The sequence below is a fragment of the Methylobacterium sp. WL119 genome, from assembly GCF_008039875.1.
Classification (GTDB): domain Bacteria; phylum Pseudomonadota; class Alphaproteobacteria; order Rhizobiales; family Beijerinckiaceae; genus Methylobacterium.
The window spans coordinates 38923-52753 of the sequence record NZ_VRUU01000008.1 but is presented as its reverse complement, the minus strand read 5'-3'; the positions used below and the strand labels follow the sequence as shown (position 1 = coordinate 52753).

The window sequence follows — 13831 nt, the reverse complement described above, 5'->3', positions numbered from 1 at the left end:
GTCAGGTCTTCAACCGCCCTAGATAGCGGTCGACCTCGGTGTGATCCGCGGTCGGCCCAAGGTCATCGAGCGCCCGCCGTGCGAATTCCGCGACCGTGCGCGAGAACGGCGCCGGACGGTCGAGCGCCGTGGCGAGGTCGGCGGCGATGCCGATGTCCTTCGTCATCAGGGCGAGGCCGAAGCCAGAATCGTAGGCCTCGTTCAGGATGAAGGCCTTGAGCTTGTTCTCGGTGGTGTTGTTGCGTCCGGTCGAGACGTTGAGGATGTCGGTCATCACCGCCGGGTCGAGGCCGAAATCCGCGCCGATCCGTACGGCCTCGCAGGCGGCGATCAGGCCTGCCGCCGACACGTAGTTGTTGAGCGCCTTCATCGCGTGGGCCGAGCCTAGCCCGCCGGTCTCGAACACGGCCGCGCCCATCGCCGCGAGGATCGCCGACACGCGAGCGATGGCGTCGACCGCGCCTCCGACCATGATCGACAGGGTGCCGGCCACCGCCTTCTTCACCCCGCCGGAAACCGGGGCGTCGACGATACCTAAGCCGACGGCCGCGAGGTCCGCGCCGAGGGACCGCGTTGCGAGCGGGGCGGACGAACTCATCTCGATCAGGATCGCGCTCGGCTCCATGGCCGCGGCGACGGGCGTTGCTCCGCCGAGCATCACCGAACGGACGATGTCCCCGTCCGGCAGCATCGTGATCACGGCCGCAGCGCCGGCGGCGGCCTCGGAGGCCGTTGCGCACGCTACGCCGCCGGAGGCGGCCAACGCCGCGCGAGCGTCAGTGACGGGGTCGAAGCCGTGCACCGCGAAGCCGGCTGCCAACAGCCGCCCCGCCATCGGCAGGCCCATCTTGCCGAGGCCGACGAAGCCGATCACGGCGGGAGGGACGATGGTATCGGCCGTCGGCATAGGCATCTCCTGGAACGCTGGCATCGTCTCATCAAGAAACACGGCCGATCCGAAGCACGATGTAGATCATCAGACAATCCGTCAATAGCACGTACGTTTTTGCTGCATCGCACCGTAAAGAGCGTCTAATCTGCTGATTGACAGACAATACTCGCACCGTCACCATCGGCGAAGTTGAAGTGGTGAGGGCGCGATGGCCGAGAGCGAACAGTTCCAGAAGGGCCTAGAGGTCCGGCGTGCGGTGCTCGGCACCGAGTACGTCGACGGCGGGCTCGCCAAAGCCGATGACTTCATGATGGCCTTCCAGCGCATCACCACCGAATGGTGCTGGGGCTACGCCTGGACACGCGATGGGCTGGACCGCCGCACGCGCAGCCTACTCAACCTCGCGATGCTGACCGCTCTCGGAAAGCCGGCGGAACTGCGCCTCCACGTGAAGGGCGCGCTCGCCAACGGCGTCACCGTCGAAGAGATCAGGGAGACCCTGCTACACGCCACGGTCTATTGCGGCATCCCGGCCGGCCTCGACGCCTTCAAGGCGGCGCACGAGGTGCTGAAGGCCGAGGGCGCGATCACCGGCGAGCCGGTCGGCCCGGACCTCTGACCTTCGTGCCGGATCTCGACCTGCACGTCGAACGCCATCCCGCAACCCTTCGGCTGCTCGTCGAGGACAAGCTGCGCGCAGCGATCGTCGAAGGGCGCTTCCCGCCCGGGCAAAGGCTGATCGAGCGCGAACTCTGCGAACTCACCGGCGTCGGGCGCACCTCGATCCGCGAGGCGATCCGGCAGCTGGAAGCGGAGGGGCTGGTCACCGTGGTGCCGCATCGGGGCCCGTCGGTGACCGTGATCACGCCGGGGGAGGCCCGCGACCTCTACGCGGTGCGCGGCTTGCTGGAAGGCTATGCTGGCCGCGAATTCGCGAGGCTTCGGCCCGAAGCCGAGATCGCGGCGCTAGGGCGCGACGTCGAGGGCTTCGCGCGAGCGGCCGCAAACGCGGATCGCCGCGCGCTGATTGCGGCTAAGACCGCCCTCTATGCCACACTGATGCGCGGTTGCGGCAACGCCGTTGTCCGGCAGATGCTCACTACCCTGCACAACCGCATCACCCTGCTTCGCCTAACCTCCATGAGTCAGCCGGGGCGGCTCAAGGACAGCGTCTCCGAGATCCGTACGATCGCTGCGGCGATCGTCACCGGGGATGGGGACGCCGCCGAAGCGTCATGCCGGCTCCACATCGCGCGGGCGGCGGTGGTGGCGATCGCGGTGCTGGAGCAGCAGTCCAACGTGCCAACCCAGGTGAGCCGCGGACGGCACTCGAAAACGGAATGACACCGCAAGGCCGCTCGACAGGTGCGGGCAGTCCCGTGCCTTGACCGCGGCGGGACCGACTTGCGAGGGTATCCAAAATACCGGCGCGGCCCCACCGGGACGACGCCAGGGAATTGAGTGGGAGGGTGCTATGAAGTCTCGGATCCTGGGAACTCTCCTGGCCGCCGCGTGCCTATTCGGCACCGGTCTCGTGCAGGCGCAGACGCCGATCGTCATCAAGTTCAGCCACGTCACCACGACCGATACACCGAAGGGCCTCGGCGCCGAGCGATTCAAGAAGCTCGCCGAGGAGCGCACTAACGGCGCGGTGAAGGTCGAGCTCTATCCCAACAGCCAACTCTACAAGGACAAGGAAGAGGTCGAGATGCTCCAACTCGGGGCGGTGCAGATGCTCGCCCCCTCGACGAGCAAGTTCGGGCCGCTTGGCGTCAAGGAGTTCGAGGCCTTCGACCTGCCATACATCTTCCCGAACGACACCGTGTTGCGGAAGGTTCAGGACGGACCGATCGGGCAGGGCTTGTTCAAGAAGCTGCAATCCAAGGGCATCCAGGGGCTGGCCTACTGGGACAACGGCTTCAAGATAATGACTTCGAACAAACCGATGCACCTGCCTGAGGATCTCAAGGGCCTCAAGTTCCGGATCCAATCCTCGAAGGTGCTGGAGGCGCAGTTCAAGGCGGTCGGCGCGCTGCCTCAGGTGATGGCGTTCTCTGAACTCTACCAGGCCCTGCAGACCGGCGTGGTCGACGGCCAGGAGAACCCGCCCTCGAATGTTACCACGCAGAAGCTCAACGAGGTTCAGAAGCACGCGACTCTGTCGAACCACGGCTATGTCGGCTACGCGGTGATCGTGAACAAGCCGTTCTGGGACGGGCTGCCGGCCGACATCCGCAAGACCCTGGAGGGCGCGATGGCCGACGCGACCACCTACGAGCACGAGATCGCGCAGAAGGACAACGACAAGGCGCTTGCCGACATCCGAGCCACCGGCAAGACCACCGTCTACGAGCTCAGCGACGCCGAGAAGTCCGCGTGGCGCAAGGCGCTTCTCCCCGTTCAGAAGGAGATGGCCTCGCGCGTCGGCAAGGACCTCGTGGCGGAACTAAACAAGGAAGCCGAGTCCGACGGCGCCAACAACTGACCGCGTTCGCGGCACGAACATCGGGACGCGTCACGTCATGATGCTCAAGATCCTCGATCGGCTCGAAGAGGTGCTGATCGGCAGCCTGATGGCGGCGGCGACACTGATCACCTTCGCCGCCGTCGTCCACCGGTTCCTCTCCGGCGTGCCGGCGCTGCAGCCCTACACCGAGCGCCTCGACTTCGGCTGGGCGCAGGAACTTTGCATCTACATGTTCATCTGGGTGGCGAAGTTCGGAGCCGCCTACGGCGTCCGGACCGGCATCCATGTCGGCGTCGACGTACTGGTGAACAAGCTGCCGCCGCGGGCGCGCAAGGGCATGGTGCTGACGAGCCTGCTCTGCGGGGCCCTGTTCACGGCGATCGTCGGAACGCTGGGCACCAACTTCGTCTGGCGCATCGCGCACACCGACCAGACCACGCCCGACATGGAAATCCCGGTCTGGCTGGTCTACCTCGCGATCCCGCTCGGCTCCTATCTCATGTGCTTCCGCTTCCTCCAGGTGGCCTGGCACTATTTGCGGACCGGCCACCTGCCGGCCCGCGACCACGCCCACGTCGACGGCGTCGAGACGGTCGAGGGCGTCGACCCCGTCCAGATGGGTAAGCTTGGAGGCCCGGCATGAGCGCGCTGATCATCTTCGGCCTGCTGCTCGGGCTGATGCTGACGGGCATGCCGATCTCGATCGCGCTCGGTCTGACGGTGCTGACCTTCCTGTTCACGCTGACGCAGGTGCCGATCGAGAGCGTGGCGCTGAAGCTCTTTACCGGAATCGAGAACTTCTCGATCATGGCGATTCCGTTCTTCATCCTGGCCGGCAACTTCTTGTCGCATGGCGGGGTGGCCAAGCGGATGATCGCCTTCACCACCTCCCTGGTCGGGCACTGGCCCGGGGGCCTCGGCCTTGCCGGGGTGGTGGCCTGCGCGCTGTTCGCTGCCGTGTCAGGATCGAGCGTCGCGACGGTTGTGGCGATCGGCTCGATCATCTTGCCGGCGATGGTGGCGGAGGGCTATCCGCGCCGCTTCGGCGCCGGGATCATCACGACTTCGGGCGCGCTCGGCATCCTCGTGCCGCCTTCGATCATCCTCGTGCTCTACGGCGTGTCCACGAACTCGTCGATCGGCAACCTGTTCCTGGCCGGCGTCATGCCCGGCCTTGTGCTTTCCGGCCTGCTTGCCGCCGTCACCCTAGTGATCGCGTGGCGGCGGGGATACCCGCGGATGCCGCGCGCCACCTGGATGGAGCGGTTTCGCGCCTTCCGCGACAGCCTTTGGGGCCTGCTCCTTGTGGTGATTGTGATCGGCGGCATCTATGCCGGCGTCTTCACGCCCACCGAGGCAGCGGCAACGGCCGCCGTCTACGCCTTCGTCATCGCGGTGTTCGTCTACAAGGACCTGAAGCTGTCCGACGTGCCGCGCGTACTCTTGGCCTCGGCCAACATGAGCGCGATGCTCCTGTACATCATCACAAACGCGGTGCTTTTCTCGTTCCTGATGACCTCGGAGAACATCCCCCAGACTATGGCGGCTTGGCTGATCGCCAAGAACTTCAGCCCGCTGGTGTTCCTGCTCGTGGTCAACGTCATCCTGCTGATCGCTGGCAACGTGATGGAGCCGTCCTCGATCCTGCTAATCATGGCGCCGATCCTGTTCCCGATCGCGGTGAAGCTCGGGATCGACCCGATCCATTTCGGGATCATCATGGCGGTCAACATGGAGGTCGGCCTGTGCCATCCGCCGGTTGGGCTCAACCTCTACGTGGCGAGCGGCATCGCTCATATGGGCATCAGCGAACTCACCGTGGCGGTGCTACCCTGGCTGCTTACGATGCTCGGCTTCCTCGTGCTCGTGACGTACTGGCCGGCGCTTTCTCTGTGGCTGCCCCGCGCGCTCGGCGCGATGTAAGGATAGGGATGAACCGACCGCAGCCCCGCTGGCGCTCGCTTCTGTTCCTGCCAGCCCACGTGCCGCGCTTCGTCGAGGGCGCACACAGACGCGGTGCCGACGCGCTGATCCTCGACCTCGAGGATGCAGTGCCGCCGGGCGAGAAGGCGGCGGCGCGTACGGCGCTGCCGGCCTCGATCGCCGCGGTCGGGCGCGACGGCGCGGCGGCGATGGTGCGGGTGAACCACGGTTTGCGTCTGCTGGCCTGCGACCTCGAGGCGGCGGTGGTTCCGGGCCTCGCGGCCCTGGTGCTACCGAAGGTCGAGGAAGCCGGGTTCGTCCGCGAGGTCGCAGAAGCTGTATCGGAGATCGAGGCTGAGCGCGCAATGGCGCCGGGATCGGTGCGTCTCGTCCTGCAGGTCGAGACACCGACGGCCTTCCCCCGCCTCGATGCGATCGCCAAAGCCGATCCCCGGGTCGCCGCGATCACCCTCGGTCCCGAGGATTACGCCGCGGCGATGGGCGGTGTGCCCGATCCCGACACCTTGCTTGCGCCGAGCTATGCTGTCCTCCGCGCCGCCCGCGCTGCCGGCATCGTGCCCCTCGGCTTCATCGACAGCATCGGCGCCTACGCCGACCTCGACGCCTTCGCCGCGACGGTGGCGCGGGCGCGCCGCTTCGGCTTTCGCGGGGCGATGGCGGTGCATCCCGCGCAGGTGCCGCTGCTTAACGCGGGCTTCAGTCCGACCGCAGATGAGGTCGCCTGGGCGCGCCGGGTTTTGGCGGCTGATGCCGCGGCCCGCGCCGAGGGCCGCGGCGCGTTCGAGCTCGACGGGCGGATGGTCGACGCTCCCGTCGTCCGGCGCGCCGCCGACATCTTGGGATCGGTGGGCGGGGACGCGGCACCATGAGCGTCCGCATGGGGCATTGGCCCGCGGACATCCCCGGCTACGGTCCGGTTCGGCCCTTCGCCGGCGCCTTTGCCGATCGCGGACGGGTCACGCGGGCGGGGCTGACGGTGCATCCGGCGCGGCCAGAGGGCAAGAAGCTGCTACCTGATCTCGACGCCGCGATCCGTGCCTGCGGCCTGCGCGACGGCGCTACGATCTCGTTCCACCATCACCTGCGCAACGGCGACGCCGTGCTCAACCAGGTCCTAGATGCGGTCGCGCGCGCGGGTCTGCGCGGCATCACCGTCGCCGCGAGCGCGCTGTTCGCCGTCCATGCGCCGCTGATCGAACACATCCGCGCAGGCGTCGTTACGGGGCTCGCCGCCAGCACCATCTACGGACCGCTGGCGCTGGCGGTCTCGCAGCGCATCCTGACCAAGCCGGTGTTGATGTACACCCATGGCGGCCGCGCACGAGCGGTCGAATCTGGCGACCTGCGCATCGACGTCGCCTTCGTGGCGGCACCGGTCGCCGACAGCTACGGCAACCTCAACGGCACGCATGGACGCGCCGCCTGCGGACCCCTCGGCTACGCCGTCACCGACGCGCAGGGCGCTGAGCGTGTGGTCGCCGTCACCGACACCCTCGTGCCCTATCCGGCGGTACCCATCGAGATCGGGCAGGACTGGGTCGATTTCGTCGTTCCGATCGCCTCGATCGGCGATCCGTCGCTCATAGTATCGGGCACCACGCGCGCGACCACCGACCCGGTGGCGCTCGGCATCGCCGAGACCGCGGCCAGCGTGATCGCCGCCTCTGGGCTGCTGACGGACGGCTTCTCGTTCCAGACCGGCGCCGGGGGCGCCTCGCTCGCGGCCGCGGCTTACCTCGGGACCATCATGGCCGAGCGGGGCGTGGCCGGCAGCTTCGCCGCCGGCGGTATCACGGCCGGGATCGTCCGGATGTTCGATGCCGGGCTGTTCCGCGCGCTGATGGACGTGCAAGCCTTCGACATCGATGCAGTCGACAGTTTCCGCCGAAGCCCGGCGCATCAGTCCATGTCGGCCTCGATGTACGCCAACCCGCACAACCGCGGCTGCGTGGTGAACCGCATCGACGCCTCGATCCTCGGCGCCGCCGAGATCGACCGGACCTTCAACGTTAACGTCACCACCGGCACCGACGGGATCATCCTCGGCGGCTCCGGAGGTCATGCTGACACCGCCGCCGGTGCATCGCTGACCCTGATCACAACGCAGCTCGTCGCCCGGTCTCACGCCAAGGTGGTCGACCACGTCACCACGGTTACAACACCGGGCGAGACCGTGGACGTGGTGGTCACCGACGGTGGCGTCACCGTGAACCCACGCCGCCTGGAACTTGCGGACCGGCTCCGCGCAGCCGGGATCCCCCTCGTCGGGATCGACGACCTGGCCGCGGAAGCCAGGCGTCGGGCCGGTGCTCCTGCACGCCCCCGTGCAGCTGACGGACGCATCGTCGCTGTGGTTGAGTATCGGGACGGCACCGTTATCGACATGGTTCCAGCAGTCTAGCGCAGATATCTGCGCAAGTACTCAAAACTTAGTTGCGGCTTCTTGTGGGCCCTCCCTCACCATTCGACCAAAACGAAAGGTAGCTCTGACTAATCGTGAACCTGCACTTTTTTTCTGGACGGCCAAAGGCTCGTCGGCTCGATGAGCGCATCACAGGCTCAGTTAGCAATCAAGTATCCAATCCTGCCAAGCTGCAATGTCTGACCCGACTTCGGATATTGCTTCCGACGCGCACTCCTCGATCACCTCGACCATGGGAGGCGGAGGCGAGCACCGTTACCTATCTGCGGCAACCGCTTGTCATCAAATTTGACGTCGACGCTGGTACTGTTAGCTGGTACAGAATGAGTCGTGGCGCCAAACGAAACGCCCTTGATTTAATTGAGTTTTTAAGTCCGGCCGGACAGTCCCCCCCCTCTCCGCCAAATCACCCTTAAACCATTGTGATGACGGTATCTTTTTGATGCCGTAGGCCTTTCAGCGCGCTCCTGCTATGAAGGAGTGCTACGAAGCCATGAGGTAGATGGTGGGGCTCGTCCAGCGTCGGGGCATCTTCTATGTCCGTTGCACCATCCCGGATGCGCTGCGCGCCGACATGCTGGCGGTGCCCGGAACGGCAGGGCCTGGCATCTTCGACGAAAGCGCGCCCGTCTCGCTGAAGGGAAGGCGGGCCGGCCGGGAGTTCTGGGTCAGCCTCGGCACCCGCGACGCGGACGTGGCACGCGATCGGGCCCGCCGGCTGGATGGCGAGGCGGACGCACTCGTCCGCTTGGCGAAGCGCCGTCTGCCTCAGCGCTCAGCCGAAACTCTCGGACCTCGACGACACGGTTCTTCAGGGTCTGGTCGCGACGTTCCGCCACCGCAAGCTCGCCGCGGATGAAGCGCGGCGGCGCGGCGTCGACCCCCTCAGTCGCGAAGGGTTCGACGCACTCGGACGGGAGATCGCGTCGCGGGAGGCCGAATTGCGCAATGCCAACGCGCGCGGCGACTGCACCGCCACGCATTTCGATTTCGATGCGATGATGACCGTGCTCGATGCCGGACTGAACATCGCGTTCGGATCGCCAGCGGATCGTCGTCTCCATCTGGCGTTCGTCGAAGCCGAACTCGAGGTGATGACCATCATCAAGGACCGGCACTCCGGGAATACCCGCCCCACACCCTCGCCCCCGCCGAAGGAAGACCTTCGAACGGAGGCCGTGTCTCGGCCGAAGCAGGAGAGGATCGAGGCACCGAGCCCGGAGCAGATTCTGGAAGGCTGGAAGACGGATCAGGCGCCGACCGAGAAAACCTTCTATACGTTCTCCAGCAAGGTGCGCCGGTGGACTGGCCTGCCCCTATCCTGTGGCCCAGGTTCGAAGTTAGTGCATCGTCGGTCGCGTGACGATGGCGGGTTGTGCGAGCGGCGCTGAGCTGCTCGGTTCGGTTGGCCAGATGACGACCTCCGGCGCGGGCGGCTGATAGCCGAGCGACGAGTGCGGTCGGAGGGTGTTGCCGTGCCTCCGCCATTGCTCGATCACGATGCAGGCCTCCTTGAGGGTGTAGAACACCTCGCCGTCGAGAAGTTCATCGCGCAGCTTCGCGTTGAAGCTCTCGCAATACCCGTTCTCCCACGGACTGCCTGGCTCAATGTAGGCCGTTGCTGATCAGACCGCTGCGATCCAGTCTCGGACAGATCGAGCGATGAACTCAGGTCCATTGTCCGAGCGGACATGGCCCGGCACACCGCGCAGGCTGAACAGATCCGAGAGCACGTCGATCACTTCGAGGGCCTAAGCTTGCGGGATACGCGGATGGTGAGGCACTCGCGCGTGAACTCCTCGATCACGTTCAGCATCCGGTACTTGCGCCCGTTGTGCGTGCGGTGCTCGACAAAGTTATACGACCAGACGTGGTCAGGTCGCTCCGGCCGCAGTCGCAGGCACGAGCCGTCGTTGAGCCAGAGCCGCGACCGCTTCGGCTGGCGAGCGGGAACCTTGAGGCCCTCGCGGCGCCAGATCCGTTCGACCCGCTTCACGCTCACCGTCCAGCCGTCACGCCGGAGCAAGGCCGTAACCCGACGATAGCCGTAGCATCCATGCTGCAGCGCCAGGGCGACGATCGCAGCCGTCAGAACAGCTTCGTCCTCGACCACCACGGCGGCCTTGCGTTGGGTCGAACGATGCTGGCCCAGGACACGGCAAGCGAAGCGTTCCGATACGCCATGCTCGGCAACGACGTAGTCGACACACGCCCGGCGGCGAGCCGGGCTCAGAAGTTTCCCGAGGCTGCCTCCTTCAGGATCAGCTTCTCCAAGGTCAGATCGGAGATCGCCCGACGAAGCCGCTGATTCTCCGTCTCCAAAGATTTTAGCCGCTTGAGCTGATCACCCTTCAAGCCACCGTACTCAAAACGCCAGCGGTAGTACGTGACCTCCGTCACCTCGATCGACCGGATTGCTTCGGCGACCTTACGGCCTTGCGAGACCAAGACATCAACCTGGCGCAGCTTGGCGACGGTCTCTTCAGCCGTATGATTTTTCCGTCCCATGACAACATCCTCCACATGGCTCGAAGCCATACCTCAGGGAGGACCACTTTTCAGGGGGCAGGCCATTTCTGTCGTCGGGTCATCCGGGAGATCCTGCCGGAGCGCAAGGCGATCCACGTGAGCGACATCACCCTGCGGATCGGCGCGGACCTGGTTCACGAGGCCGGCGAGCACGTGCAGGCCTGGCGCGTCGAGACGGTCAGGGGAGGGGCCATCGACGAGCGAATGTACCGCAACGGTTGATTCGTGAGCGAGGGCGCCGGACGCTATCGGACGCCCAGGTCGGAGGACGGCGGGGTCGCCGTCTGAAGTTCAACGAGCCGCGGGGTGTGCAGACGACGTTGAGTGCAACCGGCGCAGCTACCTTGGAAGTCGTGTCGGCAGACCTCACCTTGCCCCCAATGGGCAGCGCGTTCGACGTCATCATCGTAGGGGGAGGCGCCGCCGGCATCGGTGCCGCCCGGCGGCTCGCGGCACAAGGCTCATCGGCCTTGCTGCTTGAGGCATCTGCGCGCCTCGGAGGCCGCGCGTGGACGCAGGACATCGGAGGGTACCCGCTCGACCTCGGTTGCGAATGGCTCCACTCCGGCGATCGAAATGCATGGGTCGGCATCGCCGAGGCATCGGGCTTCCCGGTCGACCGAGGCGAACCGCCATGGGCGAAGGCCCACCCGGGCATCGAGCACGATGAGCACGCACAAGAGGCGGCGCAAAGGGCGTACGGCGACTGGGAAGACCGGCTCCGCATCGTCGCGGCGGGCAGCGACCGGGCCAGCGACGCCCTTCAGCCGGGCGGCCCCTGGATCGCCTACGTGCGGGCCATCGCCGGCTTCATGAGCGGCATGGCGCCCGAGCAGATCTCCGCGACCGATTACCTCGCCTACGACGATGCCTCGACGGGCCGGAACTGGCATCTGCCGTCCGGCTACGGCACGTTGGTCGCTGCCAGCCTGCCGTCCACGACGACGCTGCGGCTCGCCACCCCCGCCGACCGGATCGACCTGACGGCGGACGGCGTCGCCGTGACCACCCGCGCCGGCACCATCCGCGCCGGGGCCGCCATCCTCACGATCTCGACCGCGGTCCTGGCCGGCGACGCGATCCGCCTTCCCGCCGGGACCGAACCCTGGCGCGAGGCGGCCGCCGCCCTGCCGCTGGGCCGCAACGAAAAGATCTTCCTGGAGATCGGGCATAACGCAGCGTTCGAGCCAGACTCGCATGCCTACGGCAACCTGCACGGCCCAAGGTCGGCTGCCTACTCGATCCGACCGAACGGATGGCCGGTGATCGAGGCGTTCCTCGGGGGCGACGGCGCCCGTATCGTGGCGGAGGGGGGGCCGGCCGCCGGCTTCGCCCACGTGTCGGCCGAACTGGCCGCCCTGTTCGGCAGTGACGTGGCGTCGGCCATCCGCCCCCTCGCGGCGACGTCCTGGAGCCGGATGGCGTCCATCGGTGGGGCGTATAGTTGCGCCCTGCCGGGCCGATCCGATGCGCGGGCGCGGCTGGCCCGGCCATTCGAGGACCGCCTGTTCTTCGCCGGCGAGGCGACGCATCCTTTCGACTTCACCACTGCACATGGAGCCCACGACAGCGGGATACGGGCCGCCGACGAGGCCTTGGCGGCGCTCGGGGACAGGCGGGGCGAAGCGGCCTAGGCGAGGTCCCGGAGGCGTCCGCATGGCCGCAGGGGCCGGAACATCCGGGGGCGGGGCCGATTTCCGAAGTTCCCGGACAGCATCACCCAAGACGCGCGCCGCACGGGCTGTCCCGTACGAAACCGGCGCGCCAGGACAACCTCATGACCGACGCCTCCGACCACCGCCTCAAGATGCAGGACCCGCGCACCCAATACCCGCAGCCGCCGTTCAAGCGGCAACCGCAGGAGGCGCCGGGCCTCGCCGGCGCGATGGACCCGAAGCCGGACCACGGCGAGACCAGCTACCGGGGCCACGGCCGCCTCGCCGGCCGGAAGGCCCTGGTGACCGGCGCCGATTCGGGCATCGGGCGCGCGGCGGCCATCGCCTTCGCCCGCGAGGGCGCGGACGTGGCGCTCAGCTTCGTCGAGGCCGAGATGCCGGACGCCCGGGCGGTGGCGAAGCTCATCGAGGCGGAGGGCCGCAAGGCGGTGCTGCTGCCCGGCGACATCACCGACAAGGCGTTCTGCGACACCCTGGTGCACAAGGCCGTGGTCGAGCTCGGCGGTCTCGACATCCTCGTCAACAACGCCGGCAAGCAGACCAACCAGACGGACATCGGCGACATCACGGACGAGCAGTTCGACCGGACGCTGAAGACCAACCTCTACGCGATGTTCTGGATCACCAAGGCGGCGATGCCCCTGTTGCCGGCCGGCGCGTCCATCATCAACACGGCCTCGGTCGTGGCCTACAACCCACCCAAGATCCTGGTCGACTACGCCACCACCAAGGCCGGCATCATCGCGTTCACGAAGGCGCTGGCCAAGCAGTCCATCGAAAAAGGCATCCGCGTGAACGCGGTGGCGCCCGGCCCGTTCTGGACCGCGCTGCAGCCCTCGGGCGGGCAGCCGCAGGAGGCGGTCGAGAAGTTCGGATCTGAGGTGCCGCTCGGCCGCCCCGGCCAGCCGGTGGAACTCGCGCCGGTCTACGTCTTCCTGGCCAGCCAGGAGGCGAGCTACGTCACCGGCGAGGTCTACGGCGCGACGGGTGGCAACGGCACCGCGTGAATTCGCCGAACCGGCGGGAAAACCGCTTCCCGCCGGCTGTCATGCTTGGCACTGCCTGTTCGAGACAAACGTAGCATTCGCCCGAGCCGTACGCGCGCTACAGATCTTCGAGGGGGTGGACGCCAGGCGTTGCAGGCGGGGATACTCTACTTGGCTCGCCCGGTGGGACCGATCATGCTGCAGCTTCAACCGATGCCGAAGGTCATCACCTTCGATTGCTACGGCACCTTGGTCCGGTGGCATGACGCCGTCCGGTCGGCGGCCCACGCGATCCTTGCCCGTCGCCTCCCGGAAGCCGATGCGCAGGAGCAAGCGGCCATCCTGGCCGATCGATTGCGAGAGGCTGCGGTAGAGCGGCAGAAGCGTCCGCAATTCCGCGACTACAAGTCGATCCTGCGATCCGCCCTAGCCGAGGCCCTCGCCGATGCCGGCCATACGGCCAAGCCCGAGGACGGCGACACGTTGCTGAGGGTCCTGGGACGTATCGAGCCGCACCCTGAGGTTGCCGCGGCGCTCGACCGTCTCCGCGCACGCTACCGGCTGGCGGTCATCAGCAACACGGACGACGACCTGATCGCAGGCACCGTCGCGGCCATCGGAGTGCCGCTCGACTTCGTCGTCACGGCCGAGCAGGCCCATGCCTATAAGCCCGATCACGGGCTCTTCCTACACGCCTACAAGACCATGGGCGTGCGGAAAGAGGAAACCATCCATGTCGGCATGGGGCAGTTCACCGACCTCAAGGTCTGCCACGAGCTCGGAATCCGCTCCGTGTGGATCGACCGGGTGGGCGAACCGCCGAACCTTGCATGGCCACCGCATGCGTCGCTCAAGGATCTCTCGCGCCTGCCGGACCTGCTCTCGCCGGAGTGAGCGAACGCCGCGAGGAACCTG

At 66.9% G+C, this 13831-nt stretch carries 13 protein-coding genes and 1 pseudogene; 12 read left to right on the top strand and 2 right to left on the bottom strand.

The genetic code is table 11. The annotated features are described in order from the left end of the window. Window position 1: 1 nt before the first annotated feature. Window positions 2-907: an NAD(P)-dependent oxidoreductase gene (locus FV227_RS05910; RefSeq protein WP_147724744.1), complete on the bottom strand. Its 906-nt coding sequence runs from the start codon at window positions 905-907 to the stop codon at window positions 2-4. A gap of 193 nt (window positions 908-1100) precedes the next feature. Here FV227_RS05910 and FV227_RS05905 point away from each other — a divergent pair, with 193 nt between their 5' ends. The 8 genes from FV227_RS05905 to FV227_RS05870 all read left to right on the top strand — a co-directional run bounded on the left by FV227_RS05905 (window position 1101) and on the right by FV227_RS05870 (window position 9116). Continuing rightward, complete coding sequence (locus FV227_RS05905) at window positions 1101-1511, top strand: carboxymuconolactone decarboxylase family protein (protein WP_147724746.1); 411 nt, start codon at window positions 1101-1103, stop codon at window positions 1509-1511. Window positions 1512-1516: 5 nt separating this feature from the next. Continuing rightward, on the top strand, window positions 1517-2236 hold the full coding sequence (locus FV227_RS05900; protein WP_147724748.1) for a GntR family transcriptional regulator: 720 nt from the start codon (window positions 1517-1519) through the stop codon (window positions 2234-2236). 130 nt (window positions 2237-2366) lie between these two features. Further along, a complete protein-coding gene (locus FV227_RS05895; RefSeq protein WP_147724750.1) occupies window positions 2367-3377 on the top strand; it encodes a TRAP transporter substrate-binding protein in 1011 nt (336 codons plus the stop codon). A 37-nt stretch (window positions 3378-3414) separates the two neighbouring features. Continuing rightward, window positions 3415-4002: a TRAP transporter small permease gene (locus tag FV227_RS05890; protein ID WP_147724752.1), complete on the top strand. Its 588-nt coding sequence runs from the start codon at window positions 3415-3417 to the stop codon at window positions 4000-4002. Beyond that, complete coding sequence (locus FV227_RS05885) at window positions 3999-5282, top strand: TRAP transporter large permease subunit (RefSeq protein ID WP_147724754.1); 1284 nt, start codon at window positions 3999-4001, stop codon at window positions 5280-5282. The genes FV227_RS05890 and FV227_RS05885 overlap by 4 nt, the downstream gene beginning before the upstream one ends. A gap of 8 nt (window positions 5283-5290) precedes the next feature. Next, window positions 5291-6172 carry an aldolase/citrate lyase family protein gene (locus FV227_RS05880; RefSeq protein ID WP_147858530.1) on the top strand — a complete coding sequence of 294 codons (882 nt, stop codon included), beginning with the start codon at window positions 5291-5293 and terminating at the stop codon, window positions 6170-6172. After that, entirely contained in the window at window positions 6169-7704 is a 1536-nt protein-coding gene (gene citF, locus FV227_RS05875) for a citrate lyase subunit alpha (RefSeq protein ID WP_147858529.1), read from the top strand. The genes FV227_RS05880 and citF overlap by 4 nt, the downstream gene beginning before the upstream one ends. Before the next feature lie 743 nt (window positions 7705-8447). Further along, window positions 8448-9116, top strand: a complete 669-nt coding sequence (locus tag FV227_RS05870) for a hypothetical protein (RefSeq protein ID WP_147858528.1) — start codon at window positions 8448-8450, stop codon at window positions 9114-9116. On the opposite strand, the pseudogene FV227_RS05865 reads toward FV227_RS05870, so the two are convergent. Further along, window positions 9066-10233, bottom strand: a pseudogene (locus tag FV227_RS05865) (IS3 family transposase). The gene FV227_RS05870 and the pseudogene FV227_RS05865 sit on opposite strands and share 51 nt — an antisense overlap. A 117-nt stretch (window positions 10234-10350) precedes the next feature. Here FV227_RS05865 and FV227_RS30280 point away from each other — a divergent pair. The 4 genes from FV227_RS30280 to FV227_RS05850 all read left to right on the top strand — a co-directional run bounded on the left by FV227_RS30280 (window position 10351) and on the right by FV227_RS05850 (window position 13810). Beyond that, window positions 10351-10476, top strand: coding sequence for a hypothetical protein (locus FV227_RS30280; RefSeq protein WP_279605340.1), 126 nt, complete (start codon window positions 10351-10353; stop codon window positions 10474-10476). A 158-nt stretch (window positions 10477-10634) separates the two neighbouring features. Beyond that, window positions 10635-11888, top strand: a complete 1254-nt coding sequence (locus FV227_RS05860) for an FAD-dependent oxidoreductase (RefSeq protein WP_147724823.1) — start codon at window positions 10635-10637, stop codon at window positions 11886-11888. 143 nt (window positions 11889-12031) lie between these two features. After that, complete coding sequence (locus FV227_RS05855) at window positions 12032-12937, top strand: SDR family oxidoreductase (protein ID WP_147858527.1); 906 nt, start codon at window positions 12032-12034, stop codon at window positions 12935-12937. Between the two features lie 174 nt (window positions 12938-13111). Continuing rightward, entirely contained in the window at window positions 13112-13810 is a 699-nt protein-coding gene (locus tag FV227_RS05850; RefSeq protein ID WP_147724764.1) for an HAD-IA family hydrolase, read from the top strand. Window positions 13811-13831 lie beyond the last annotated feature (21 nt).